This window comes from Phycicoccus sp. CSK15P-2, assembly GCF_016888005.1.
Lineage (GTDB): Bacteria > Actinomycetota > Actinomycetes > Actinomycetales > Dermatophilaceae > Phycicoccus.
Window position 1 is genome coordinate 98250 of sequence record NZ_JAFDVE010000014.1, and the last position, 25639, is coordinate 123888.

The following is a 25639-nucleotide window of genomic DNA, read 5'->3' on the forward strand; positions in this document are numbered from 1 at the left end:
ATTGTGGACGACTCAGCCCTCGGGGACGAGCACCTGGTCGATGATGTACACGGTGGCGTTGGCGGTCTGCACGTTGCCGCAGACGACCTTGGCGTCGCCCGGGGTCACGGTGAAGTCCTCGCCGGAGCCCTCGACGGTGATGGTGCCGCCACCGAGGGTCTCGTGCTCACCGGCCACGTCCTCGGGCGACAGGCGGCCCTCGACGACGTGGTTGGTGAGGACGTCGGTGAGCAGACCCTCCGGGTCGGCCATCGCGGCGTCCATGGTCTCCTTCGGGAGGGCCTCGAAGGCGCTGTTCGCCGGCGCGAAGACCGTGATGTCCTCGGCCGAGTTCAGCGTGTCGGCCAGGCCGGCCTCGCCGACCGCGGTGACGAGGGTGGACAGCGCCGGGTTGTTGCTCGCGGCGGTGGCCACGGGATCCTGGGCCATGCCGTCGAACGAGCCGGCGCCGTCGGCCGGGACGTCCGCGCAGGCGGCACCGAAGGGCTCGCCGCCCATGGCGTCGCTCATCGACTCCGAGGGGCTGGCGGACGGGGCGGCCGAGCTGGTCATCGTGTCGCTCGAGCCGGAGGTCGAGTCGTCCGAGCCGCAGGCGGCGAGGGACAGGGGGAGGGCGAGCGCAAGGGCTGCGATCGTGGTTCGGGTGGTGCGCATCGGAGGGACTCCTTCAGCGGGTGGGTTTTCCTTCGTCGTACACCAGGGGTTCGGCACCGGGCAGCAGGTGGATTGGCTGTGGTCCAGCGATTCTCACGATCTCCGGGTCACGGTTCGGTCACGACGACGCCGCCCGCACGCGAGGTGCGGACGGCGGACGGCGGACAGGGCAGGGGCTCACTCGGCCGAGACGACCACCGAGTGCCACCCGGTGGCACCCTCGGGGAAGGGCTCCTGCCGGTCCTCGGTCTGGGTCCGTCCGTCCTCGTCGGTGGCGCGGGCGCGCACGGTGTGGCGGCCGGGCTCGATGTCGGCGCGCAGGGACCACTGGCGCCAGTAGTCGATGCCGGCGTCGGGGCCGAGCTCGGCCTCCTGCCAGTCGCCGTCGTCGACCTGCACCTCGACCTTCGCGATGCCCCGCTGCTGGGCCCAGGCGACCCCGCCGACGACGACCTCGCCCGCGGTCTGGGTGCTGAGCGGCTTCGGGGTGTCGATCCGGGCCTGCGTGAAGATCGGGGCGTCGATGGCCCAGTCCCGCTCGGTCCAGTAGGCCTCGTCCTTCGCGTACGTCGTGGCCGTCATCTGCGTCAGCCACTTCGTCGCACCGACGAACCCGTAGAGGCCGGGCGTGACGAGCCGGGCCGGGAAGCCGTGGACCGCGGGGAGCGGCTCGCCGTTCATCCCGACGGCCACGAGCGCGTCGCGGTCGTCGGTCAGCGCCTGCACCGGTGTCGAGATCGTCATGCCGTCCGTGGAGCGGCTGAGGATCTGGTCGACGCCGTCGCGCACCCCGACCTGCTCCAGGAGGGTACGGACCGGCACGCCGATCCAGCGTGCGGCACCGACGTAGGGACCGCCGACCGGGTTGGAGACGCACGTCATCGTGATGTCCTTCTCGATCATCGGCATCGCGAGGAGCTCGTCGTAGGAGATCGTCAGGGGCGACTCGACGTCCCCGTCGATCGTGAGCTCCCAGGACCCGGCGTCGACGCGCGGGATGACGAGGGCGGTGTCGATCCGGTAGAAGGAGTCGTTCGGCGTGCGAAACGAGCTGATCCCGCGGACCGACTCCTCCAGACCCCGCGGCAGCGGCTCGAGGGTGTTCGTGGCACTCGGGAGGACGACGTCCGACGGTGCGCCGCGGCGGGCCAGCACCTGCCCGACGCCACCCCCGGTCGCGGCGACGGCGCCGAGGCCCGCCGCGACGGCGAGCACCGTGCGGCGTCCGCTCGTGCCGTCCGTGTGGGCGGTGTGGTCCGGACCGGCGCCGGACGCCGGGTCCGTGGCCGCGTCGCCCTCGCGGTCCAGCAGACCGTAGACCCACTGCGCGGCGAGGACCCCGACGACGACCGTGACCAGCCCCGGCACGAGGTCGACGGGCTGGGTGGTCGGGCGGGTCGCCGCGGCGACGATGGCGAGGAAGGCCAGCACCGCGAGGAGCACGACACCGAGGGTCCGGCGCGTGCGGGCCACGACACCGGTGCCGGCGGCGAGCAGCAGGGTCACGAGGGACACCGAGCCGACGAGGATCGGCTTGTCGGCGGTGCCGAACGTCGAGACGGCCCACTCCTTGACCGGCGTCGGGGTGGCGTCGATGACGGTCGAGCCGACCGCGAGGACCGGTGAGGCGTCCGGTGAGACGAGTCCCGCCACGAGATGCCCGAGACCGGCACCGGCGGCGGCGGCGAGCAGGGCGGTGGCGGCGTACCAGACCCGTCCGGGCCGGTACGCGGCGATGGGGCGCTGGGTCGTGGTCATGACAGGCGTTCGGAACGGGCGGCCGTCACGGATGGCGTCGTCGGGGTACGGCGGTGCACCGGACCATCGTCGGCCGTCCCGGTTCCCGGCGGGGCCGGTCGGTCGCCTACCGTAAGGAACGTGTCACGTGTCCGACGCCCGCGCTTCCTGCCGTTCATCCTCACCGGGGCGGTCCTCGGCTTCGCCGTCGGGGGCTGGGTCGCGTCGAGCGGCCGGTGGGAGGACACGAGCACGGCCCTGGCCCAGCAGGCGTACTCGCCCACCGCGGCCGTCGGCTACCTCGGCCTCCTCGGGGCGGCACTGTTCGCCCTGGTCGCCGCTCTCGTGGCGCTCGCGCTCGACGGCTGGTCGCGCCGGTCCTGACCCGGCCCCTGTGGGAGACTGGAGCACGTGCCACGCGGAGACGGACGCCTCAGCCACGACCTCTTCCCCGGCGAGAGGGGCCCGCAGGACGCCTGCGGGGTCTTCGGTGTCTGGGCCCCCGGCGAGGACGTCGCCAAGCTGACGTACTACGGGCTCTACGCGCTGCAGCACCGCGGTCAGGAGTCGGCCGGCATCGCCACCTCCGACGGCCAGCGTCTCCTCGTCTACAAGGACATGGGGCTCGTGTCCCAGGTCTTCGACGAGCGTTCGCTCGCCTCGCTGCGCGGCCACCTCGCCGTCGGGCACTGCCGCTACTCCACGACCGGCGGCTCCACGTGGGAGAACGCCCAGCCGACGCTCGACGGCCACTCCGGCTCCACCGTGGCGCTGGCCCACAACGGCAACCTCATCAACTCCGCCGAGCTGCGGGACGTCGTCGCGGGCCACCACGTCGACGGCCACCGCGGTGAGCTCGCCCGCGGCAACACCACCGACACCGCGCTCGTCACGGCGCTGCTGACCTCCGACCCGGACCGCACCGTCGAGGCCGCCGCGCTCGAGGTCCTCCCGATGCTGCGCGGAGCCTTCTGCTTCGTGTTCATGGACGAGCACACGCTCTACGCCGCGCGGGACCCGCAGGGCATCCGCCCGCTCGTCATCGGCCGTCTCGAGCGGGGGTGGGTGGTCGCGTCCGAGACCGCGGCCCTGGACATCGTCGGCGCCTCGTTCGTCCGCGAGGTCGAGCCGGGCGAGCTCGTCGCCATCGACGAGGACGGGCTGCGCTCGCAGCGGTTCGCCGAGGCCTCGCCGAAGGGCTGCGTCTTCGAGTACGTCTACCTCGCCCGGCCGGACACCACGATCGCCGGGCGCATCGTCCACGAGTCACGGGTCGAGATGGGCCGGGCCCTGGCCCGTGAGCACCCCGTGGACGCCGACCTCGTCATGCCCACCCCCGAGTCGGGGACGCCGGCCGCCATCGGCTACGCGCAGGAGTCGGGCATCCCGTTCGGGCACGGGCTCGTCAAGAACTCCTACGTGGGGCGCACCTTCATCGCGCCCTCGCAGACCATCCGCCAGCTCGGCATCCGGCTCAAGCTCAACCCACTGCGCGAGGTCATCCGCGGCAAGCGGCTCGTCGTCGTCGACGACTCGATCGTGCGGGGCAACACCCAGCGCGCCCTCGTGCGGATGCTCCGCGAGGCGGGCGCGGCCGAGGTGCACGTGCGGATCTCCTCGCCGCCGGTGCGCTGGCCGTGCTTCTACGGCATCGACTTCGCGACCCGCGCCGAGCTCATCGCCACCGGCCTCGGGGTCGACGAGGTGTGCAACTCGATCGGCGCCGACTCGCTCGGGTACATCTCCGAGGACGGGATGATCGAGGCGTCCGGGCAGCCCCGCGACCGGCTGTGCACGGCGTGCTTCTCGGGGCACTATCCCGTGGCGCTGCCCGAGGACGGCCGGCTCGGCAAGGGGGTCCTCGAGCTCGAGCTGCCGCTCGAGACCGACGGCGGGCCGGACGGTCGCGTGGTCGGGGAGCGCCACCCCCAGCGACAGGCCCCGTTGGTCGACACGCCGGTGCTCGACGTCGAGGGCGTCCCCACGTCCGCGGGCGGCGGTGCGCACGAGGCCGTCCTGCGTCCCTGAGGGCCGGCTGTCCTGCCCGGTTCGAGGTGAGACGAGACCTTCTGGAGGTCGGGTTTCACCTCGAACCGAGAGCCAGCCGGCTGCGGTAGGCGTCGCAGATCTGGTCGAGGTACGCATCAGGGGTCAGCCGCCAGCCGATGACCGGGACCCGGAGCACGAGCTCGTCACCCAGGAGCACGGCGTTCTGACGCAAGGCATCGTCGTGTGGTGCGAGGCCCCACGTGTGGCCCGCGCCGTCGACCTCAACGGCGAGCTTCGCCTCCGGCCACGCCATGTCCAGGTAGGCGCGCCCGTTCGGCAGATGGCGCACCTGCTGGCGCGCCGGTGCGGGCAGGCCCCGCCGACGGCACGCCGCGACGACATCGAGCTCGCCCAGCGAGTGCGACCCGCCCGCGATGTCGCCGGCCAGGAGCGGGATGAGTGCCCGGCGCGTGCGGCCACGGACCTCCCGCGCTGCCGCGACCAGCTGCTCGCCCGTGCAGAGGCGTTGCTGTACCGGCATCGCGAGGAGCAGCGCGGCCTGCCGGTCACTCACCGCCCAGTGCGCCGCGCGCACCGCAGCCACCGCCGGCCGGGTGCGGGGCAGGCCCGCCCGCACGACCTCGTCGCCGCCCCTCCGAGCGACCTTGTGGATGGTCACCCCCTCGACCGGGACGACCTCGGTCGTGTGCCTGACGGAGACGTGCACCTGCTCGTCGTCGTAGCCGACCATCCCGGCGTGCTGGAGAGCCGTCACCCCGTCGACCGCCGTGACGCCGGCGGCGACCTCCCAGACCCCGCGCCAGCGCCGGGCGAGGTCCCCGAGCGGGCCCGTGGTCATGGCCACGGTCTGGACCCCATGGAGGGCCCACCGTTCGGCGGCGACCTCGCGGCGCACCATCCGGTGGTCGACACCGACCGACCGCAGGAGCGAGCGGGACAGCACGCCGTCGTGGTCCGACGCCAGGCCCCGGGCGCGACGGCGGCGCTCGGCCACGGACACGGGCGGCGACGGGGTGCGCATCACCTCACGATCGGTGCGCGGAGTGGGTCGTCGACATCTCGGCGTGCTCCGCTGTGGACGGTCGGTCGGGACAGGCGGCCTGTGGACTGCCGGTTCGAGGTGAGACGAGACCGTCACGAGGTCGGTTTTCACCTCGACCCACGCGGAGGCAGGGCTCGCGCAGCCGCGTCAGCGGGTGCGGTCGACCCAGTCGCGCGGCGGGTAGAGCGGGATCTCGCGCACCTCGTCGCCACCGTCGGCCGCCCAGTCGTGCTCGGCCGCCGGCTCGGACCACCGGCGGAAGGGGTCGGCATCCTGGGTGTGCGGGGTGTCGGCGGCGGAGCGCTGCGCCTGCCACGCCTCGACGTCCTCGGCGCGGACGACCGGGATCTCGCCGGTGTCGCCGAGCCGGGCCGGCCCGCCGCGGTTCGAGCTGCGGTACCACGTCTCGGGCTGGGTCCGCGGGGGCGGTGGGTGCCCGGCCGGTGAGATGTCGACTCCTCCGGTGCCGGGGTCGCTCGGCTGCGGACCGCCGCCGGACCCTCCGCCGCGGGGCCCGTCGTCCTCGCCGTCGTCACCCCGGCGCTGGCGCCGGGAGAGCAGGGGCCAGCTGCGACCGGTGCGGGGCGGCTTCGTGCGCGGCCGCTCCCCGAAGATCTCGGAGTTGAGCGCGGCGTTGACCTCGTCCGGGTCGGGGATGTAGACGAGCTCGCGGATGGCCTGCTTCTGGCCGGCGCTCTCGATGACGATCGTCCCGTAGTTCCAGATCTCTCCGCCGAGCGAGCGGTGGTAGGTCATGTCGGTCACCTTGGTCAGCCGCATCATCGGCACCTTGCGGGTGAAGATCCCCTCGTGCTTGAGGATGCGCTTGTTCGTCGCGACGAACCACGTGTACTGGCGCTCGAGCTCCTTCCAGCCGAGCCGTCCCAGCGCGACGAGGAAGCCGAGGAACACGAGGTCGATGAGCCGGGGGGCGGCCTTGACGTCGACGACGAGCCACCACCAGAGCCATCCGGTGAGCACCGGCCACAGGGCGTCGCGGGCCAGGACCAGCGGGCTCTGCCGGGTGCGGATGACGATGCGCTCGCCCTCGGCGAGCTGCCGGACCAGGCTGTGGCGCACCCGGTACGGCATGACCGAGAGGTCGTGTTCGACGGTCTCCGGGGTTCCGTCCGTGACGGCGTGAACCCGCGCCACGGGTCAGCCCCGCAGCAGGCTGTCGAAGAACTCCGCGATGTTGCGGACCCCGTTGGAGAGGACGTCCCAGGCCGAGCCGAAGATGTCGGCGGCGGACTGCGGGGAGGTGAGGATGGCGTAGAGGAGGAAGACCACGACGAGCCACATCACGATCTTCTTGACCGGGGGCATGCTGAACCGTCCTCCTGCAGCGGGGCGCACCCTGTGCACGCCTCGAGCACCGATCGTCGCAGAAGTGACCTGTGTGACGGATGAGGCTCGATGTCCCGGCGTGTCGGCCGAACGGCCGATGTGCCCGGGCCGAGACTACTGTGCGACGCCGTACAGACGGTCCCCCGCGTCGCCCAGACCCGGGACGATGTAGCCGACGTCGTTGAGCCGTTCGTCGATGGCTCCGGTCACGAGCGTCACCGGGCACTCGATCCCGGCCACCGACGTCTCGAGGTTGGCGATGCCCTCGGGGGCGGACAGCAGGCACACGGCGGTGATGTCGTCGGCGCCGCGGTCGACGAGGTAATGGATGGCGTCCGCCATCGAGCCGCCGGTCGCGAGCATGGGGTCGAGGACGTAGACCTGGCGCCCGGACAGGTCGTCCGGCAGCCGGTTGGCGTACGTCATGGGCTCGAGGGTCTCCTCGTCGCGCTGCATCCCGAGGAAACCGACCTCGGCGCTCGGCAGCAGCCGGACCATCCCCTCGAGCATCCCGAGGCCGGCCCGCAAGATGGGGACGACGAGCGGCTTGGGGTTGGACAGCTTGATGCCGGTCGTGGGTGCGACCGGGGTGCGGATCTCGAACGGCTCGACCCGCACGTCGCGGGTGGCCTCGTAGGCGAGGAGGGTCATCAGCTCCTCGGCGAGCCGCCGGAACGTGGGGGAGTCGGTGCGCTCGTCCCGGAGGTAGGTCAGCTTGTGGGCGATGAGCCGGTGGTCCGGGTTGATCACGCGCATGGGTGAAACTTAGCGCGTGCCCCTTCCCCCCGATCCGCGCGACGTCGAGCGGATGCGCCGTGCCCTGGCGCTCGCCGACCGCGCCGCTGCGGCGGGGGACGTCCCCGTCGGGGCGGTCGTCGTCGGGCCGGACGGGACCGTCCTCGGCGAGGGGTGGAACGTCCGCGAGGCCCAGGGGGACCCGACCGGGCACGCCGAGGTCGTGGCGCTGCGAGCGGCCGCTGCGGCGTCCGGCTCGTGGCGGCTCGAGGGATGCGACCTCGTCGTGACGATGGAGCCCTGCCCGATGTGTGCCGGCGCCCTCGTCCTGGCTCGGGTCGCCCGGGTCGTCCTCGGCGCCTGGGACCCCAAGCTCGGGGCCTGCGGGTCGGTGTGGGACGTCCCGCGCGACCGTCGGGTGACGCACCGCGTGGAGGTCGTCGGCGGGGTGCTCGAGGACGAGTGCGGCGAGGTCGTGCGCCGCTTCTTCGCCGGCCACCGGGGCTGACCTGCCGGGCCGAGGGCGGCCCGCCGCCCACCCCCGTCCCGATTTCGGGCGCGGCGACGGCCTCGGGTACCCTCTCCGGCGGTGGCGTGTCCGAGCGGCCTAAGGAGCACGCCTCGAAAGCGTGTGAGGGTTCACGCCCTCCGTGGGTTCAAATCCCACCGCCACCGCCAACCGAAAACGCCCCGCGGCAGCGGGGCGTTTTCGGTTCTCGGGTGGCGGTGGATGCTGGTCTCAGCCCTCCTCCGTCGGGGGCGGGCAGGTCGGCAGGCCCGACGGTGTGGCGGCGGGGGCAAGGTTCTTGAACTTCGTGCCGACGGCCACGGCGACCCCGTTGCCCTTGCGGTCGACCGCCACGAGCTCCGTGCCCTCGGGCATGACGGTCATGACGAGCTTCGCCTGCGCCTCGCCCGCCGGCCCGTGGCGGACCTCCGCGACGGCGGGCGCCTTCCCGTCGCGGGGGTCGTTGGCGATCTTGCCGATGGCGAAGCCGCGGCCCTCGATGGCCTTGGCCGTGGACGCCGCGAGCCCGTTGCGCTTCGTCGAGTTGAAGACGTCGACGGTGACGTCCTCGGGCAGGAGGACGTCAGGGTCGAACGGCTGGCACGTGGGGGCGGCCACGCGGGAGTCCCGGCGCTGCTCGTCGGCCTGGTAGTAGGAGAGCCCGTACCAGAACGCGAAGAACAGACCGAGAAGCACGACCCCGATCGTGATGAGGGCCCGACGGCGTCGCTGGCGCGCGGCCACCGACCGTGGTGACTCCGTCGTGTACTCGCTCATCTCGGGCTCAGAGGGACAGGACCCTGGCGTGGAGGGTCGGACGCTGCTGCAGCGCGGCGCGCAGGGCGCGGTGCAGACCGTCCTCGAGGTAGAGCGTCCCCTCCCACTCGACGACGTGGGCGAAGAGGTCGCCGTAGAACGTGGAGTCCTCGGCGAGCAGCTGGTGGAGGTCGAGCTCGCGCTTGGTGGTCACGAGCTCGTCGAGCCGGACCAGCCGCGGGGGCACCTCGGACCACTGCCGCCCCGTGTACCCGTGGTCGGGGTAGGGGCGAGAGTCGCCGACGGCCTTGAAGATCACGGGCTCACTCTATGGCCGCGGAGTGTCCGAGCCTCGAAGCGAAACCCGGTGCCGGGCTAGATTGGCCGACGTGAGCGAGAGCGAGAGCACGACCCTCATCGACGAGATCCGCACCGACTACTCCTTCGACGAGCCGTCCCTCGAGCTCGGCGCGGCGGTCGCGGACGGCACCGCGCATCCCGATGCCGTCGTCCGCATCCCGCTCGGGGTGCTCAACCGGCACGGCCTGGTCGCGGGTGCCACGGGCACCGGGAAGACGAAGACCCTGCAGCTCATGGCCGAGCAGCTCGTGGAGCAGGGGGTGCCCGTCTTCCTCGCCGACGTCAAGGGCGACCTCTCCGGGATGGCGACTCCCGGTACCGCCAACGAGCGCATCGACGCCCGGATGCAGGACGTCGGCCTCACCTGGGAGCCCACCGCGTACCCCGTCGAGTTCTACGCGCTCGGGGGCCAGGGCACCGGCGTGCCGGTGCGTGCCGCGGTGTCGACCTTCGGGCCGACGCTGCTCGCGAAGGTGCTCGGCCTCAACGCCACGCAGGAGTCCAGCCTGGGCCTGGTCTTCCACTACGCCGACAAGCACGGCCTCTACCTCGACACCATCGCCGACCTCCGGGCCGTCGTGCAGCACCTGACGTCCGAGGAGGGCAAGGCCGACCTCAAGGAGCTCGGTGGCCTGTCGTCGGCCACGGCCGGCGTCATCCTCCGCGAGCTCATCGCCTTCTCGGACCAGGGCGCCGACGCCTTCTTCGGGCTGCCCGAGCTCGACACCTCGCACTTCCTGCGCACCGCCGAGGACGGCCGCGGCATCCTCTCGATGCTCGAGCTGCCCGCCGTGCGTGACCGTCCGCAGCTGTTCTCGACCTTCCTCATGTGGCTGCTCGCCGACCTCTTCCACGACCTGCCCGAGGTGGGCGACCCGGACAAGCCGAAGCTCGTCTTCTTCTTCGACGAGGCACACCTGCTCTTCGACGGCGCGAGCAAGGACTTCCAGGACGCCATCGAGCAGACCGTCCGGCTCATCCGCTCCAAGGGTGTCGGCATCTTCTTCGTCACCCAGTCCCCGAAGGACGTCCCGCCGGACGTCCTCGGCCAGCTCGGCAACCGGGTGCAGCACGCGCTGCGCGCCTTCACGCCCGACGACGCCAAGGCGTTGCGGGCGGCCGTCAAGACCTACCCGCACACCGCGTACGACCTCGAGGAGCTGCTCACCTCGCTCGGTACCGGGGAGGCGGTCGTCACCGTGCTCTCCGAGAAGGGCGCGCCGACCCCGGTCGCCTGGACACGGATGCGCGCGCCCGAGTCGAGCATGGACCCCTCGCCGGAGGAGACCGTGGCTGCGGCGGTCGCGGCCTCGCCCCTGATGGCCGAGTACGGCGAGGCGCAGGAGCGCGACTCCGCGCTCGAGATGCTCGACAAGGCCTCCGTGGAGCGGGTGAAGGCCGAGGAGGCCGCGGCCGCCGCCAAGGCCCGGGCCGAGGCGGACGCCGCTGCTGCGGAGGAGGCCGAGAAGGCCCGTGTCGCGGCGGAGAAGGCCGCCGAGAAGGAGCGCCTCGCCGCCGAGAAGGCCGCCGCGAAGGAGGAGGCCCGCAAGGCGAAGGAGCCGGGCATGGTCGAGCAGGTCGTCAAGTCGTCGGCGTTCCGGTCGATGCTGCGGTCGGCCGGGACGGTGATCGGCCGCGAGATCACCCGCTCGGTCTTCGGCACGTCCAAGCGCCGCTGACCAGGCCCGCTGCCTCGCCACCGGGGGGTCGCCCCCGGCGTTCGCTGACGGGCGGGATACATCCGGGTGGGATGCGCCGACGGTTCCGTGTGTGGCGCGGGGGCCGTCCGTTCGTCGGTGTATCCGGCCCGCCGGGCGAGGGTCCCGCGCCGGGGTGGTGGCGGGCGGGATACATCCGGGCGGGATGTGCCGAGGGTTCCGTGTGTGGCCCGGGGGCCGGTCATCCGTCGGTGTATCCGGCCCGCCGGGGGCGGCCGCGTCAGCCGGGACGTCCGTCCAGCCGCAGCGCCACCGCGCGCTCCAGCCACTGCCTGAGTCGCTCGGGGTGGTGCATCGCCACGACCCACGGAACCCGGACGACGAGCCATCCGGCGACCGTGAGCCGTGAGTAGCGCTCGCAGTCGCGGGCGAAGTCGGCGCGGCCGGCGTGGAACTCGCTACTGTCGGCCTCGACGACGATGCGCAGCCGCTCGTCGGCGAGGTCGACCCGCCCCACGACGCCGTCCGCGTCCCGGATGGTCACCTGCGGCCGGAGGCCCAGACCGGCGACGTCGAGCGCGACCGCCCGCACCACGGTCTCGAACGGGCCACCGGACCGCTGCGTGCCCTGCTCGACCACGGGCAGCACCTTCGCCCGGACCCGCGGGGGGAGGTGCGCGACGTCGGCCAGCATCCGCGGGCTCACCCGTCCCTCTGCCAGGGCTGCGTCGACGACGCACAGCGCCTCGTCGAAGGGCAGGAGCGCGCAGCAGTCGTGCACGGTCCGGACCCGCGAGGCGAGCCAGCCGTCGACCCGCTGGTCGTGCGGCACCGCACGCCATCGGACGTCGTACTTCTCCCGGACGGCAGGCTCGACGGTTCGGCCCGGCGGTACGGCGACCTGCGGCCGTGCGGCGGGCCACTTCGTGGGCCAGCCCCACGCGGACGCGGCGCTGAGCAGAATGGCGGTGCCGGTGAGCTGCAGTGCCGCGTCCCGGGCGGCGTCGGCGAGGGGCAGGGCGTAGCGACCCCGGGCGACCCGGACGACCGCACCCGATGCCACGGCCTCCTCGAGCGCCCGCCGACCCGTGACCTCCTCGATCTCGTGGCGCCGCGCGACGCCACCGAGGCGGTGCAGCTGCTGGGCGACGTCCATGGGTCCGGAGTCTGCCCGCGAACGGAAGGCGGCCCGGCGCGTCATCCACAGGCTGCGAGCGGGTGCGGGGTGGGGGGTGAGTGGCGGATGGCGAGGGTGGTGGCGAGCGGGCGGGATACATCGAGACACGGCGGGTGCCGGGCCGGTGCGGTGTTCGCCGGCGCACGCGGTGTCGGTGTATCCCGCCCGTCGTCGCGGTGGTGGGCGTCCTCGGACTAGCGCGGAGCTGCCCGGATCCGCGGGGTGGCAACGGGCGGGATACATCCTCGTGGGCTGGGGTGCTGGTGGCGTGCGTGTCGTGTCCGCCGGTGGGATCTCGGTGTATCCGGCCCGCAGGCGGTAGCGGCGGACGTGGTGTCGCGCTGTTCCGGCTGGCGGACGGGAGCGGCAGGGCTCGCCCCGAGCGCCGGGAGGGTCAGAGGGCCAGGACGGCCCGGGCGTAGGCGCACTCGAGGTCGGCGTCCTCGACCGCGTGCAGCTCGCCGGGTGCCGTCGCGTACTCGACGCGCCATCCGTCGGCCGTGCGCACGACGGCCGTCAGCCGGTCACCGAGCAGCTCGCGCAGCTGGTCCTCCCGCGGCAGCCAGAGCGCCTGGTCGAGGGTCACGGAGTCGAGTGCCCACTCCGTCGTCCCGTTGAACCCGAGCAGCGGCTGCCCGTTGTGGGTGTGGACCTCGACGGTGAGGTCGGACACCCAGAACACCTCGTCGGTCAGCAGCTCGGCGTCGACGACGAACCGGTCGCCGGCGGCCGGCTCCCACAGCACCCCGACACCGAGCAGGTCGCGGGCGAGCTCGACGGTGATCACCGCCCCATCCTCGCCCGCCGTGGCGCCCGGCGTCAGCCCCAGCTCTCGGCCCGGGTCAGGCAGAACGGATGGCCGCTCGGGTCGAGGACGACGGTCCAGGTCTCGCCGGGCTGGTCGTCGGGGACGGTGCCGCCTGCCTCGGCGCAGGCCACGGCGGCGGCCTCGAGGTCGTCGACGGCGAGGTCGAGATGGAACTGCTTGCTGCCCTGCTCGTTCGGCCAGCCCGGGGCGACGTGGTCGGCGACCAGGCCGAGGCCGAGGGCGAGGCCGTCCGGGCCGACGAGCATCGCGTACTCCTCCTGCTCGTGGGCCACGCCCCACCCGAGGACGGTGGCCCAGAAGAGGGCGTCCCGTCGGACGTCGGAGCTGTCGAGGGTCACCATCTTCAACGCGGCGATCGCCATCGGGTTCCTTCCGGAGAGGGGATGTCCGGCCATCGTCCTACGCTGGGCGGCGTGGCGGATTGGAAGAACGCGACGGCCACCACCGGCGGCGTGCTGCGCCCCGAGGAGCTCGCCCGCCACGTGTCTCTCAAGCGGCACCCGGCGGGCGATGTCGCCGCATCCTGGGTCGAGAACCGCTGGTCGCTGCGCTGGGGCCTCCCCGAGGGCCGCTGGTTCGCGAGCGAGGTGCTGCCGCACCCCACCTGCTCCCTCACGCTCGAGCACCTGAGCCATCCCCGGCCGGAGCAGCCGCGCGGCGAGACCCTGCTCGTCACCGGTGTGTGCACCCGGCGCTTCGACGTCGAGGTCCGCGGGCGTGGTCTCGTCAACGGTCTGAGGTTCCGGCCGGGTGGGCTGGTCGCGGTCTCCGGGGTCCCCGCCGGCGCCTGGGTCGACCACACGGTCGCCGCGTCCGAGGTGCTGCCCGCGACGCTCGTGGCCTCCCTGGCCGACCCGGCCCTCGCCGAGGACGCCGATGCCTGGGCGTCCGTCGCCGAGGAGGGGGTGGCCGACCTGGCGCGGTCCCGCGGTCCGGACGAGCGCTACGTCCGGCTGCTCGAGGTGGTGGCCGACATGCTCGAGGAGCCCTCGCTCCTCACCGTGGGGGACGTCGCGGAGCGGCACGGGACGACGCCGCGCAGCCTCCAGCGGCTCTTCGAGCGCTACCTCGGCGTCGGGCCGAAGTGGGTCCTCGCCCGGTACCGGATGCACGACGTCGTCTCGGCGCTCGACGCCGGGGACGACGGCTCGATCACGGACCTCGCGCACCGCTACGGCTGGTACGACCAGGCCCACTTCACGAGGGAGTTCACCGCGCTCGTGGGGGTTCCGCCGGCCCGCTACCGCGACCGTGGGCGAAGCCGCTCGGGCGGGCCGGAGCAGGCTCACACCCGCACCCCCGCGGGTATGGAGTAGGGGTGCCGTGTCGACGTCCGGCCGCTCAGGCCCTCGGGGCGAGCACGGGGGCGAGCCGGTCGAGGACCGAGGCGTCCTCGATGGTGCCGGGCACGGTGGGGGTCCTCCCGTCGGCCATCTCGCGCATCGTCTTGCGCAGGATCTTCCCGGAGCGCGTCTTGGGCAGGGCCGGCACGACGTCCACCTGCTTGAGGCTGGCCACCGCCCCGACCTCGTCACGGACCCGCTGGACGAGCTCGGCCCGGATGCGCTCGCCGTCCGCCTCCTCGTCGACCCCGCCCTTGAGGACGACGAGCCCGCGCGGGACCTGGCCCTTGACGTCGTCCGCGACTCCGATCACGGCGCACTCCGCGACCGCCGGATGCCCGGCGAGCGCCGCCTCGATCGAGCCGGTCGAGAGCCGGTGCCCGGCGACGTTGAGGACGTCGTCGGTGCGGCCCATGACGAACACGTAGCCGTCCTCGTCGACCATCCCGCCGTCCCCGGTGAGGTAGTAGCCGTCGTACACCGACAGGTACTCCGAGACGTAGCGGTCGTCGTCCCCCCACAGCGTGGGCAGGGTGCCCGGCGGCAGTGGCAGCTCGATGGCGATGGCTCCCTCGGTGCCGGGCGGTACCTGCCGTGCGTTCTCGTCGAGGACCTGGACGTCGTAGCCGGGGCACGGCACGGACGGCGACCCGGGCTTGATCGGCATCGGCTCCAGGCCGCGCAGGTTCGCCGCGACGGGCCACCCGGTCTCGGTCTGCCACCAGTTGTCGACGACGGGCACGCCGAGCATCCGCGTCGCCCACTCGTAGGTGTCGGGGTCGAGCCGCTCGCCCGCGAGGAAGACGGTCTCGAGCGAGGACAGGTCGTACCCGGCCATGAGCTCGCCGGCGGAGTCCTCGCGCTTGATGGCGCGGTAGGCGGTCGGTGCCGTGAACATCGCCTTGGCTCCATAGGCGGAGACCACCCGCCAGAACGCGCCCGCGTCCGGGGTGCCGACCGGCTTGCCCTCGTAGAGCACCGTCGTCGCGCCGGTGAGCAACGGGGCGTACACGATGTACGAGTGGCCGACGACCCATCCCACGTCGGACGCCGTGAACCAGACGTCGCCCGGGCCGACGCCGTAGACGTTCGTCATCGACCAGCGCAGCGCCACGGCATGCCCGCCGTTGTCGCGGACGATGCCCTTGGGGCGGCCGGTCGTGCCGGAGGTGTAGAGGACGTAGAGCGGGTCCGTGGCCTCGATGTCGACGCAGTCGGCCGGCTGGGCCCCCTCGACGCACTCGTCCCAGGTCATCTCCTCCCACGGGGTGGAGCGCTCGCCCACCTCGGCCGGCGACTGCTCGCGCTGGAGGACGACGACCGTCTCGGGTGTGTGCTCGCTGCGGTCGAGGGCTCCGTGCAGCATCGGCATGTAGTCGACGACCCGGGTCGGCTCGATGCCGCACGACGCCGCGAGCACGACCTTCGGCCGGGCGTCCTCGATCCGGGCCGCGAGCTCGGCGGGGGCGAACCCACCGAACACGACCGAGTGGATCGCCCCGAGCCGGGCGCAGGCGAGCATCGCGACGACGGCCTCCGGGACCATCGGCATGTAGACGACGACGCGGTCGCCCTTCTCGACGCCCAGATCCGCGAGCGCCCCCGCAAAGGTGGCGACCCGGTCGAGGAGCTGGGCGTAGGTGAACGTCTCGCGCGTGTCGGTGACGGGGGAGTCGTAGTGCAGCGCCGGCTGGTCGCCACGGCCGTCGCGCACGTGCCGGTCGAGGGCGTTGAAGCAGGTGTTGAGCCTGCCTCCGCGGAACCACCGGTAGAAGGGTGGGTCGCTGTCGTCGAGGACGGTGGCCGGCTCGGTCGTCCACTCGACCGCCCGTGCCGCCTCGCCCCAGAACGCCGTGGGGTCGGCGAGCGACTGCTCGTGTGCTGCTGCGTAGGCGCCGTTGCTCATGGGCCCATCGTGACGGGGCACGGCCGTCCGGACCAGGGAGCGGGCGGGGACGTCCGTCAGCGGGCGGACGACGCGGCGGCCGGACGTCACGGAGGACGACCGGCCGCCACGTCGTGGGGCCCGGGCTCTCAGCCGGCGCGGACCACCCCGTGCCGGCCCGGCGTCGGCGACGGCCGGTCGGAACCCTTCGGGGCGGAGTCGCCGGTCGGGGCGTCGCCCTCGCCGCCGGCTGCCGCGAGCCGGGCACCAGGGGTCGGGAACGACGGGTAGTACTCCATCGTGCCGGCGGCGTCCATCACGATCGGGGTCGTCCCGGACAGGTTGTGCACCCGGATGTCGTTCTGGCTCCAGACATCGGTCATCGTCATGTTCGAGACGACCTGGCCCGGGTACGGGTTGAGGTTGCTCACGTTCGGTCGTGCCGATCCGTCGTTCCGCCAGAGGGTGATGACGGTGCGGTTCTTGGGCTGCGCCACGGTCGTGTTCGACACGACGGCCGTCGTGTTGTACCCGGCGATCGGTGACGGCACCTTGACGGCGCGGGACTGGTTGTGCCCGAGGTCCGAGAACAGGCCCTGGCCGATGCGGGAGTCGACGAAGCGCGTCGGCGTCTCGAGGCTCCGGTAGCGCCAGCCGTAGTCCTCGTCCGAGTCACGGAAGTAGACGCCCACGACGTCGACGACGATGTGCGCGGTTCCGAGCGAGGCGTTGTAGATGCCGATCCGGGGGATGGGGACCTCCGGGTAGTCGCATTCGGCCCGGCAGCGACCGGCCTTGATGATCGACATGTTCGGCACCGTCTTGCCGGCGTCGAAGTTCAGGGTCGAGGTCTTCGACAGCTCGGACCTGTCGGAGCCGTCGAACGCCGTCAGGTGGCCGGACCGGCTGGGCTGGGTCACCGTGACGTTGACCGCGTAGGCCATGACGCGTGGGTCGAACTCGGGGCCGAAGCTCACGGTGGTCCAGAGCCAGGACTTCGGGCCGAGGGGCTCCTTGCCCCAGTCCGCCGTCCGGGTGTCGACGACGCGGGTGGGCTCGATCGAGTTGAACCCGGCCAGCTCGGTGGTCTCGGACCGTGCCGTGCTGGTCGGCGAGTGGTAGTACCCGACGACGTCGGCCGCGACGTGGGTGGAGCCCGCCCTGTTGTAGATGCGCACCTTGCCGGTCGAGGACACCGGGATGGTCACGAGGTTCGCGCCCACCCAGCCCGCGTTGAAGTTCACCGACGACGCGGTGGGGCGCGAGCGGTTCGTCGGGTAGACCGTGAGGTAGCCGCGCTTCGTCGGCTTGATCGCGGTGATGTTGAGAACGACGGCGGAGACCCCTGCCGACGGGACGCCGCCGCGGCCGACGACCTTGACGTCCTTGAACGCGCGCTGGCCGATGGGCGTCGTCGTCGAGACCCCGACCTTGCGGCGGGTGTCGAGCAGCCGCGCCGCGGGCAGCGGGGTGTAGGTGCCGCCGGCCCGCACGGTGGCGACGAGGGTGAGGCTGACGACGCGGTCGCCGCTGTCGCTCGGGAGCGTCAGCCAGGCGGTCGTCCCGCCGGCGGTCCGCGGGTGGGCGGCGATGTCTACCGTGCAGGACCCGCCGGCCGGGACGGTCTTCGACGAGCAGGTGTCGTTCCTGGTGACCCACACCCCGTCGCCCGGCACGGCGAGAGCGCCGAAGGTCGTCTCCTCCTCCGCCGACACGGTGACCGTGCGGTAGTCCGTGGTCTCGCCGAGGGCCACGTCACCGAACCGCTCGTAGTCCACCGTGGAGTCGTAGCGGAGCTCGCCGACGTTGGCGGGCTCACCCTCCTCGCAGCTCAGCGAGTAGGTGGCGGCGAGGGAGTCGATGACGCCCTCCCCGTCGCGGCTGACCTCGTGGATGGTCACGGTGCCTCCGCCTCCGCCACAGGTGCTGCCGTCCCCCTGGACGTCGAGGCCCACGGTGCCGGCCCCGGACGACCGGGCGACCGAGAACGTGCCGGGCGTGAGGTCGCCGTCGGCCGGGCCGCTGATGGTCGCGGTCCACGGGTCGAGGACCGCCGAGAACGTCACGGAGTCCTTCGCCGGGGTGACGGTGAGGTTCGAGCTCCCGACGGACGAGTAGCCCCCGGCGTCGAGCAGGGAAGAGCCCTCGACCCCTTCTGTGGTGAAGGCGGAGAAGGCCTCCCGGGGCGAGACGCCGGCCCCGGCGGCGGGAACGGTGAGCAGTGGTGCGACGAGCGCGGCGAGGGAGAGTGCTCCCGTGATGATGCGGCGTGACATCGGTGTGTCGAACCCCCAGATGAGCGGATGGTGGAGCCGGGCGAACGGAGCATACGGTGGTGCGGCCGCCGTGCTCACGGGCTTCGGGAATGTTGCGAGAACTCGCAACCCGGAGGGCGTCGAGGGGCCCGATGACGCGGTGCTCCGACGCCGCGCTGCCAGAATCCCGGCATGGAGGTTCCCCAGCACTGGGTCCGGGTCGACGGGCACAGCCCGCACCTGGGCCGTCGCGGCGGCCGGGTCTCGGTGTGGGGCTGGTCCTCGGAGTCCGACGCCGGGGCCGAGGAGGTGGGCCGTCGACGGCTCGCGGAGACCCTGGAGCGCATCGAGCGTGAGGGCGGGCTGCCCCCGGGGCATGGCTACTACCCGAGGACGCCGCTGCGGGAGCCGCTCCTCGAGGAGGTGGCCGGAGCGGACGGTCGTCGCCTCGGAGTCGTCACCCGGAACCGGATGGGATGCGAGGTGCTGTGCACCGACGTCCTCTTCGTCGCGGACGTCGACGTCCCCGAGCTCGCCGACGAGCCGCGGCCGGAACGTGGTGCCGAGCGGCGGTCGTCCGGTGGGGTGGGGCGGTTCATCCGCCGGGTCGTCCTCGGGCGGCCCGACCCGACGCCGATGGCGCCGGGTGCACAGGACGCCTCCGGCCTCGACGCACCGGCCGAGCCGGTCTCGTCGGTCGCGGCCGGGTACGCGGCGTACCCGTCGCTTCCGGGTGAGGGGGCGCGGGTCACCGCGACCGGCCCGTCGACGCCCTCGGTCGCCGAGAGCCTCGCGTGCGAGCCCGCGTGGGAGTTCGCCCGGCTACACCCCGACCTCGGGGTGCGGGTGTACCGCACGGCGGCGGGGCTGCGGGTGCTCGTCACGGGCGCGGACGCGGGGCCGGCGTCGGACACCGCCCGAGCGCTGCTCACCGAGCTGCGCTCGGACCCGCTGTACGTCGAGCTCTGCTCGACCCACGACAGCTACCGGGCGCGTCTGACCCCCAAGCCGTTCCGCGTCGGCGTGCCGGCCCTGGGCGTGCGGTGGCCGTGCCCGGACGACGCCGCCGAGCGCGGCTGGCTGCGGTGGGTCGACCGGTACGACGAGGCGTCGGCGGGGGCGTCGGTGTGCCGCCTGCTCAGCGCGTCCGGGCCGGTGCCCTCCGCCGACGAGCAGGCGCTCGTCGAGCTGCACGACGAGCGCACGGGGGTCGGCAGCCGGCTCCCGCTGGCCTGACGCGAGGCGCATCCGGACGAGGATGCGCGACACGCGGACCAGCGGCGCCGCGCATCCGCGTGTCGCGCACCCTCGTCCGGCGGCGCAGACGACGAAGGCCCCCTCGCACGCTCGGGGGCCTTGTCGGATGGCGGAGGATGCGGGATTTGAACCCGCGAGGGGTTTCATCCCCAACACGATTTCCAATCGTGCGCACTAGGCCACTATGCGAATCCTCCGCCGAGGAGGGTACCCGAGCCCGCGGGCCGCGCCGAAATCGTGGGGGCGGGGGCGAGGTGCTGCCGTGGTCCGCGATCGGCCGGGGGCGGGGTGATTTCCGCGCCCGGGCGCTCACCCGTACCATCGTCTGCGGCACCCCGCGTGGTGGTACCCCGCTGAACTCCCCCAGGGCAGGAATGCAGCAAGGGCAGGTGGGCTCTTCCAGGTACGCGGGGTGTCCTCGTGTCCGGGGTCAGGAGGTGACCGGAGCCTCCGCGCGCTCCTCCGGCGCGCACACGCCGCCGCAGCCGCCGGCTCCGCATCCGCAGCCGGATGGGGACGCCTCGGCCGCCGGCTGCTCGGCGGCTCCGGAGCCGCAGGCGTCGCCACAGCACCCACCGCCGCAGCCACCCCCGGTGGGGAGCTCCTCGTCGGTGCCCTGGAGGTCCCAGACCTGACGGATGACCTGGAGCAGCGTCTCGACCGGCTGGGCGCCGGTGACGCCGTACTTCTGGTCGAGAACGAACATCGGGACCGACGTGATGCCGATCTGCGAGGCCAGCGCCTCGTCGGTGCGGACGTCGATGCCGAAGTCGTCGGACGTCAGCAGCTCGTGGACGGCGCTCTCCTCGAGACCGGCCTCGACGGCGAGCCGGACGAGGGTGTCGTGGTCGCCGATCGCGGCGCCCTCGGAGTACCAGGCCCGCAGCACGCGGTCGGTGACGTCGGCCTCGCGGTCGAGCGAGCGCGCGTAGTGGAGCAGCCGGTGCGCGTCGTAGGAGTTGCCGCCGACGAGCTGCTCCCACTGGAAGTCGAGCCCGACGGCCGCGGCGTCGCGCGCCATCTGCTCGTGCTGGGCGCGCATGTTCTCCTCGGTCGTGCCGTACTTGGCGGCGAGACGTTCGAGGTGCGGGGTGTGGTCGACGGCCTCGGCTCCGCGGTCGAGCTGGAAGGAGCGCCAGACCACGCCGATCTCGTCGCGGTGCTCGAACTGCTCGAGGGCGAGCTCGAGGTGACGCCGCCCGAGGTGGCAGAACGGGCAGAGGATGTCGGACCACACGTCGATACGCATCCGTCGAGGGTACGTGAGCCCGGGGGCGCTCGGTCCGCGCGCCGCGAGCCCGTCGGGAACCGGGTCACGGAGTGGACGTCCACAGCGCCGGAACGGACGTTCCCGGGTGTCGTCCACGGCGGCTAGGTTGGACCGGTGAGCACCGCCCTGTACCGCCGCTACCGGCCCGAGACCTTCTCGGACGTCATCGGCCAGGAGCACGTGACCGAGCCGCTCATGCAGGCCCTGCGCACCGGACGGGTCGGCCACGCCTACCTCTTCTCCGGGCCGCGCGGCTGTGGCAAGACCACGAGCGCTCGCATCCTCGCCCGCTGCCTCAACTGCGAGCAGGGTCCGACCCCCGAGCCCTGCGGGGCGTGCGACTCGTGTGTGGCGCTGGCCCGCGGCGGGCCCGGGACGGTCGACGTCATCGAGATCGACGCCGCCAGCCACGGCGGTGTCGACGACGCCCGAGACCTGCGCGAACGCGCGTCCTACGGGCCGGCGCAGAGCCGCTACAAGATCTACATCATCGACGAGGCGCACATGGTGACGCCGCAGGGCTTCAACGCGCTGCTCAAGATCGTCGAGGAGCCGCCCGAGCACGTGAAGTTCGTCTTCGCCACGACCGAGCCCGAGAAGGTCATCGGCACCATCCGCTCGCGCACCCACCACTACCCCTTCCGGCTCGTGCCACCGGCCAGGCTGCAGACGTACATGGAGGAGCTCTGCGCCAAGGAGGCCGTCACGGTCGCCCCCGGCGTGCTCTCGTTCGTCGTCCGCTCCGGGGGTGGTTCGGTGCGCGACTCGCTGTCCGTCCTCGACCAGCTGATGGCGGGCTCGGGGGACGCCGGCCTGACGTACGAGTCCGCCGCTGCCCTGCTCGGGTTCACCGACGGCGAGCTCCTCGACGCCACGGTCGACGCCTTCGCCGCGGCGGACGCCGCCGCCGTGTTCCGCACCATCGACAAGGTCGTCGAGACCGGCCTCGACCCGCGGCGCTTCGTCGAGGACCTCCTCGAACGGCTGCGCGACCTCATCGTCGTCGAGGCGGTCCGGGAGGGCGCGGGTCAGGTGCTGCGGCACCTCCCCGAGGACCAGGTCGAGCGGATGCGCCGCCAGGCCGCGTCCTTCGGTGCCGGTGCGCTCTCGCGGGCGGCCGACATCGTCAACTCCGGGCTCACCGAGATGACCGGCGCCACCGCGCCACGGCTCCAGCTCGAGCTCATCGCCGCCCGTGTCCTCCTGCCGGGGGCCGCGGGGGAGGCCGGGTACGCCGCCCGGCTCGACCGCCTCGAACGGCGCCTCGAGGTCGGCGGTGTCCCGAGCCCGGCGACCGCGTCCTTCGTCCCCCCGCCGGCGGCGGCCGCCGCCCCGGCTGCGCCGTCTCCCGCGTCGGCCCCCCCGGCCGCCGGTTCGGACGCGCTGCCGACCGCGCCACGGCCGGAGCCGGAGCGCACCCCCGAGCCCGCCGTCGCCCCCGAGCCGGCCGTCGCCCCCGAGCCGGAGCGTCCGGCAGCGATGGACGCCGTGGTCGAGCCCGCGCCGTCCGCGCCGCCGGTTCCGGCCGAGCCGAACGCTCCGGCGGAGCCGGGGCCGGGTGCGCCCGTGGAGCCCGCCGCGGCCGAGCAGGCGGGTCCCGAGTCCCCGGTCGCCCCACCCGAGCCCGTCGCGTCGGCACCGGCTCCCGCGCCGGCGCCGGCGCCGCAGGCCAAGGGTCCCGGCGGTCTCGACACCGACGCCCTGCGGCGCTCGTGGCCCGACGTCCTCACCAAGCTCTTCGAGATGCGCCGCGGCACGTGGACCCTCGTGTCGCAGAACGCCCAGGTCGCCGAGTACGACGGCCAGCGCGTCCTCCTGGCGATCTCCACCACCGGGCTCGCCGACACCTTCCGGCGCGGCGCGCACGCCGAGTACGTGCGGCAGGCGCTCATCGACGTCCTCGGCGTCGACGCCCGGGTCGAGGGCGTCCCCGGAGAGCTGCCGGCCGAACCCGTCGGCGGCACGCGGCCCTCCCCGCAGCAGCCGGCCGACCCGCCCACGCAGTCCGCGCCACCCGGCGGCCCGGTGCCGTCCCCGGCCGAGCCGGACGCCCCCGAGCCTCCGGAGCCCTCGGCGCAGTCCCCGAGCTGGTCCGACGCCCCGCCCCCGCCCGAGTCCGGGCCCGCGTGGGCGAGCCCGCTCGAGCAGGCCCGGGCAGCGGTCGCGCAGGAGTCCGACACCCCCCCGCCACCGGCGCACGAGGTCGACGACACCGCGATCAGCGACGACGACGAGTCCATCGACGACCTCACCGATGTCGGCGTCCCGGTCGTCGAGCGCATCCTCGGCGGGACGGTCATCCACGAGGAACCCCGGTGAGCCGAGCGGCCTACCGGGCGAGCCACCTCGTCGTGGCGCCGCTGGCGAAGGCCGTCTGGCGGCCCACCGTCACCGGGACCGAGAAGGTCCCGCGCAGCGGCGGCGTCATCCTCGCGAGCAACCACCTCTCCTTCATCGACTCCTTCGCCATCCCGATCGTCGCCCCGCGGCCGGTCAGCTTCCTCGCGAAGTCCGACTACTTCACGGGCACCGGGCTCGGCGGCGCGGTGCGCCGTGGGTTCTTCGAGACGATCGAGGCCATCCCCGTCGACCGGCACTCCTCGCGGGCCGCCCAGGAGTCGCTGGACTCCGCGCTCGAGGTGCTGAAGCGGGGGCGCGCCTTCGGCATCTACCCCGAGGGCACCCGCTCCCGTGACGGTCGGCTCTACAAGGGCCGCACCGGGGTCGCCTGGCTCGCGCTGACCGCCGACGTCCCCGTGGTCCCGGTCGGGCTCGTCGGCACCGACCAGGTGCAGCCCGTCGGCAGCAGCTTCCCGCGGCCGGCGAAGGTCCGGGTGGCCTTCGGGGACCCCATCTCCCCGGAGCCGTACCGCGAGATGCCGGCCGGCAAGGCGCGCCGGCTGCTCACCGACGCCGTCATGGACGCCATCGCGGAGCTCACCGGGCAGGAGCGCGCCGACGGCCACAACGAGCTGCCGCCGGAGTCCACCGGCGCTGCCGTCGGCATCTGAGGAGCGGTGCCGTCCCTCGGGGCGCCGCACCTGCCGCGCCGCCTCCGAGGCCGTAGGCTCGGGGTGTGTACGAAGGCGCGGTGCAGGACCTCATCGACGAGCTCGGGCGACTGCCGGGCGTCGGCCCCAAGAGCGCTCAGCGCATCGCCTTCCACCTGCTGCAGGCCGACCCCGCCGACGTCGAACGGCTCACCCACGCGCTGAGCGAGGTCAAGGCCCGCGTCCGGTTCTGCGAGGTGTGCTTCAACGTCGCCGAGGCCGAGCGGTGCCGCATCTGCTCCGACCCGCGCCGGGACGAGACCTCCATCTGCGTCGTCGAGGAGCCCAAGGACGTCGTCGCCATCGAGCGCACTCGCGAGTTCCGCGGCCGCTACCACGTGCTCGGCGGCGCCATCAGCCCGATCGACGGCATCGGCCCACAGGACCTGCGCGTCCGCGAGCTCGTCGCCCGGCTCGGCGACACGAACGTCAGCGAGGTCATCATCGCCACCGACCCCAACCTCGAGGGCGAGGCGACGGCCAGCTACCTCTCCCGGATGCTCCGCGACATCGGCGTTCCCCGGATCAGCAGGCTCGCCTCGGGCCTGCCCGTCGGCGGCGACCTCGAGTACGCCGACGAGGTCACCCTCGGACGGGCCTTCGAGGGACGGAGGCTGCTCGATGCCTGAGACCACGATGCCGGAGACCGCCGAGCCGGTCGCCGCCGACTGGGCCGCCCTCGCCGACGAGACCGCGGACGACGCCCGCACTTACCTGGGGACCGTCCGCGACGTCGCGGCGGGTGCGGCTCCGGACGCCTCGCTGCCGATGCTGCTGCTCGCCCTCTCACAGGTGCTCGTGGCGGGGGCACGTCTCGGCGCGGTCGAGGACGTCGTCCCGGAGGAGCGGTTCGAGCCCGATACCCCGGACCACGAGCTCGCGCCGCTGCGCGAGAACCTCGCCCAGCTCTTCGAGGGCATCGACGAGTACGCCGACGTCGTCGACCCGCTGACCACCCCGGAGCTCGGCGTCGGCTCGGTGTCCAACGACATCGTCGACGTCGCCGCCGCACTCGCCCACGGGTTGGAGCACGCCGAGGCGGGCCGACCGCTCGAGGCACTGTGGTGGTGGCAGTTCAGCTACCTGTCGCACTGGGGCGAGCGGGCGGCATCCGCCCTCCGGGTGGTGCAGACGCTCCTCGCGCACGTCCGCCTGGACGCCGACGACGAGGCGGTCTCCGAGGCGGAGTTCGACGCCCTGCACCCCTGACGCCCGTCGGCGTCGACGGCCGTCCCCGCTACCCAGGTGCGCGGCACGGCGAGCGGGTCGAGTCGGCCGAACGCCCATGGCTGCGATGTCTCGGCACATCGGCACATCGGCACGGCCCGAACCCGACGAGCGCCGTGCCCCGGTGGCGCGCTGCGAGAATGGCGTCGTGACGATGTCCGAGCCCTGGGTCGACCTGCCGGGCCACATCCTCGGGCCGTCGCTGACCGCAGCCGGGCTGGCCGCGTGGGTGCTCAGCGCGAACGGTGAAGAGGAGGCGGCCGGGGCGACCGTCGAGCTCCAGGACGAGCTCGACGAGGCGCTTCGGGCCGGCATCACCGGGCCTGCGCGCGTGTCGCGCGAGACGGCCGAGAGGGCCGTCTCGCTCTGGGAGCGTGCGGCTGGCTTGTTGGAGGCCTGGTCGGCGACGGCGGGCGGCGACCCGCACGCGGACCGTGAAGCCGCCCGGCTCCGGACGAGGGTCGCCAGCCTGCGTCGGGCGCTCGGATCAGCCTGACGCGGCGAGCCTCCTGCACGCCGAGCATGCGACGGCGGTCAGT

Annotated in this window: 25 protein-coding genes, 2 tRNA genes and 1 other RNA gene; 13 read left to right on the top strand and 15 right to left on the bottom strand. The window is 73.3% G+C overall.

Annotated elements, in window-relative coordinates; genetic code table 11:
• Window positions 1-12: 12 nt before the first annotated feature.
• Entirely contained in the window at window positions 13-654 is a 642-nt protein-coding gene (locus JQN72_RS09570; RefSeq protein ID WP_204134955.1) for a fasciclin domain-containing protein, read from the bottom strand.
• 177 nt (window positions 655-831) lie between these two features.
• On the bottom strand, window positions 832-2412 hold the full coding sequence (locus JQN72_RS09575; protein WP_204134956.1) for a molybdopterin-dependent oxidoreductase: 1581 nt from the start codon (window positions 2410-2412) through the stop codon (window positions 832-834).
• A gap of 120 nt (window positions 2413-2532) precedes the next feature.
• Here JQN72_RS09575 and JQN72_RS09580 point away from each other — a divergent pair, with 120 nt between their 5' ends.
• Window positions 2533-2775: a hypothetical protein gene (locus JQN72_RS09580; RefSeq protein ID WP_204134957.1), complete on the top strand. Its 243-nt coding sequence runs from the start codon at window positions 2533-2535 to the stop codon at window positions 2773-2775.
• Window positions 2776-2802: 27 nt separating this feature from the next.
• Window positions 2803-4419 carry an amidophosphoribosyltransferase gene (purF, locus tag JQN72_RS09585; protein WP_204134958.1) on the top strand — a complete coding sequence of 539 codons (1617 nt, stop codon included), beginning with the start codon at window positions 2803-2805 and terminating at the stop codon, window positions 4417-4419.
• A gap of 55 nt (window positions 4420-4474) precedes the next feature.
• Here purF and JQN72_RS09590 read toward each other — a convergent pair whose 3' ends face one another.
• From JQN72_RS09590 to upp, 4 genes are all read right to left on the bottom strand, one after another.
• Window positions 4475-5422: a hypothetical protein gene (locus JQN72_RS09590; protein ID WP_204134959.1), complete on the bottom strand. Its 948-nt coding sequence runs from the start codon at window positions 5420-5422 to the stop codon at window positions 4475-4477.
• 168 nt (window positions 5423-5590) lie between these two features.
• Complete coding sequence (locus JQN72_RS09595) at window positions 5591-6598, bottom strand: PH domain-containing protein (protein ID WP_204134960.1); 1008 nt, start codon at window positions 6596-6598, stop codon at window positions 5591-5593.
• Between the two features lie 3 nt (window positions 6599-6601).
• Window positions 6602-6769, bottom strand: a complete 168-nt coding sequence (locus JQN72_RS09600; protein ID WP_204134961.1) for a hypothetical protein — start codon at window positions 6767-6769, stop codon at window positions 6602-6604.
• A 135-nt stretch (window positions 6770-6904) separates the two neighbouring features.
• A complete protein-coding gene (upp, locus tag JQN72_RS09605) occupies window positions 6905-7546 on the bottom strand; it encodes a uracil phosphoribosyltransferase (protein ID WP_204134962.1) in 642 nt (213 codons plus the stop codon).
• Window positions 7547-7598: 52 nt separating this feature from the next.
• Between upp and JQN72_RS09610 the strand changes: the two genes are divergently transcribed.
• Window positions 7599-8033, top strand: coding sequence for a nucleoside deaminase (locus JQN72_RS09610; RefSeq protein ID WP_204135056.1), 435 nt, complete (start codon window positions 7599-7601; stop codon window positions 8031-8033).
• A gap of 80 nt (window positions 8034-8113) precedes the next feature.
• A tRNA-Ser gene (locus JQN72_RS09615) sits at window positions 8114-8203 on the top strand.
• Window positions 8204-8264: 61 nt separating this feature from the next.
• On the opposite strand, the gene JQN72_RS09620 is transcribed toward JQN72_RS09615, so the two are convergent.
• On the bottom strand, window positions 8265-8810 hold the full coding sequence (locus JQN72_RS09620) for a LytR C-terminal domain-containing protein (RefSeq protein WP_204134963.1): 546 nt from the start codon (window positions 8808-8810) through the stop codon (window positions 8265-8267).
• Window positions 8811-8817: 7 nt separating this feature from the next.
• Complete coding sequence (locus JQN72_RS09625) at window positions 8818-9108, bottom strand: type II toxin-antitoxin system VapB family antitoxin (RefSeq protein WP_204134964.1); 291 nt, start codon at window positions 9106-9108, stop codon at window positions 8818-8820.
• 70 nt (window positions 9109-9178) lie between these two features.
• Here JQN72_RS09625 and JQN72_RS09630 point away from each other — a divergent pair, with 70 nt between their 5' ends.
• Window positions 9179-10828: a helicase HerA-like domain-containing protein gene (locus tag JQN72_RS09630; RefSeq protein ID WP_204134965.1), complete on the top strand. Its 1650-nt coding sequence runs from the start codon at window positions 9179-9181 to the stop codon at window positions 10826-10828.
• A 259-nt stretch (window positions 10829-11087) separates the two neighbouring features.
• On the opposite strand, the gene JQN72_RS09635 is transcribed toward JQN72_RS09630, so the two are convergent.
• From JQN72_RS09635 to JQN72_RS09645, 3 genes are all read right to left on the bottom strand, one after another.
• The gene (locus JQN72_RS09635; protein ID WP_204134966.1) at window positions 11088-11963 is read right to left on the bottom strand and encodes a hypothetical protein; all 876 of its coding nucleotides are present in this window, start codon (window positions 11961-11963) and stop codon (window positions 11088-11090) included.
• A 415-nt stretch (window positions 11964-12378) separates the two neighbouring features.
• Window positions 12379-12771, bottom strand: a complete 393-nt coding sequence (locus JQN72_RS09640; protein WP_204134967.1) for a hypothetical protein — start codon at window positions 12769-12771, stop codon at window positions 12379-12381.
• A 32-nt stretch (window positions 12772-12803) separates the two neighbouring features.
• Window positions 12804-13208 (bottom strand): VOC family protein, encoded by a 405-nt coding sequence (locus tag JQN72_RS09645; protein ID WP_239100418.1) that lies wholly within the window; start codon window positions 13206-13208, stop codon window positions 12804-12806.
• A gap of 18 nt (window positions 13209-13226) precedes the next feature.
• Here JQN72_RS09645 and JQN72_RS18885 point away from each other — a divergent pair, with 18 nt between their 5' ends.
• Window positions 13227-14129, top strand: a complete 903-nt coding sequence (locus JQN72_RS18885; RefSeq protein WP_204134968.1) for an AraC family transcriptional regulator — start codon at window positions 13227-13229, stop codon at window positions 14127-14129.
• Window positions 14130-14154: 25 nt separating this feature from the next.
• On the opposite strand, the gene JQN72_RS09655 is transcribed toward JQN72_RS18885, so the two are convergent.
• Both JQN72_RS09655 and JQN72_RS09660 read right to left on the bottom strand, forming a co-directional pair.
• Window positions 14155-16062, bottom strand: coding sequence for a propionyl-CoA synthetase (locus tag JQN72_RS09655; RefSeq protein ID WP_204134969.1), 1908 nt, complete (start codon window positions 16060-16062; stop codon window positions 14155-14157).
• Window positions 16063-16190: 128 nt separating this feature from the next.
• Window positions 16191-18317: a hypothetical protein gene (locus JQN72_RS09660; protein ID WP_204134970.1), complete on the bottom strand. Its 2127-nt coding sequence runs from the start codon at window positions 18315-18317 to the stop codon at window positions 16191-16193.
• A 171-nt stretch (window positions 18318-18488) separates the two neighbouring features.
• Between JQN72_RS09660 and JQN72_RS09665 the strand changes: the two genes are divergently transcribed.
• On the top strand, window positions 18489-19532 hold the full coding sequence (locus tag JQN72_RS09665) for a hypothetical protein (RefSeq protein ID WP_204134971.1): 1044 nt from the start codon (window positions 18489-18491) through the stop codon (window positions 19530-19532).
• Window positions 19533-19660: 128 nt separating this feature from the next.
• Here the strand turns inward: JQN72_RS09665 and JQN72_RS09670 are convergent.
• Window positions 19661-19750, bottom strand: a tRNA-Ser gene (locus tag JQN72_RS09670).
• Window positions 19751-19879: 129 nt separating this feature from the next.
• Here JQN72_RS09670 and ffs point away from each other — a divergent pair.
• An RNA gene (ffs, locus tag JQN72_RS09675) (signal recognition particle sRNA small type) lies at window positions 19880-19976 on the top strand.
• Between the two features lie 7 nt (window positions 19977-19983).
• On the opposite strand, the gene JQN72_RS09680 is transcribed toward ffs, so the two are convergent.
• A complete protein-coding gene (locus JQN72_RS09680; protein WP_204134972.1) occupies window positions 19984-20802 on the bottom strand; it encodes a DsbA family oxidoreductase in 819 nt (272 codons plus the stop codon).
• Window positions 20803-20937: 135 nt separating this feature from the next.
• Here JQN72_RS09680 and JQN72_RS09685 point away from each other — a divergent pair, with 135 nt between their 5' ends.
• The 5 genes from JQN72_RS09685 to JQN72_RS09705 all read left to right on the top strand — a co-directional run bounded on the left by JQN72_RS09685 (window position 20938) and on the right by JQN72_RS09705 (window position 25596).
• Window positions 20938-23142 (top strand): DNA polymerase III subunit gamma and tau, encoded by a 2205-nt coding sequence (locus tag JQN72_RS09685; RefSeq protein ID WP_204134973.1) that lies wholly within the window; start codon window positions 20938-20940, stop codon window positions 23140-23142.
• Entirely contained in the window at window positions 23139-23834 is a 696-nt protein-coding gene (locus JQN72_RS09690; RefSeq protein ID WP_204134974.1) for a 1-acyl-sn-glycerol-3-phosphate acyltransferase, read from the top strand. Before JQN72_RS09685 ends, JQN72_RS09690 begins: the two co-directional genes overlap by 4 nt.
• A gap of 65 nt (window positions 23835-23899) precedes the next feature.
• Entirely contained in the window at window positions 23900-24502 is a 603-nt protein-coding gene (recR, locus tag JQN72_RS09695; protein ID WP_204134975.1) for a recombination mediator RecR, read from the top strand.
• The gene (locus tag JQN72_RS09700; RefSeq protein WP_204134976.1) at window positions 24495-25082 is read left to right on the top strand and encodes a DUF5063 domain-containing protein; all 588 of its coding nucleotides are present in this window, start codon (window positions 24495-24497) and stop codon (window positions 25080-25082) included. Before recR ends, JQN72_RS09700 begins: the two co-directional genes overlap by 8 nt.
• A 166-nt stretch (window positions 25083-25248) precedes the next feature.
• Window positions 25249-25596, top strand: a complete 348-nt coding sequence (locus JQN72_RS09705; protein ID WP_204134977.1) for a hypothetical protein — start codon at window positions 25249-25251, stop codon at window positions 25594-25596.
• Window positions 25597-25639: the final 43 nt, after the last annotated feature.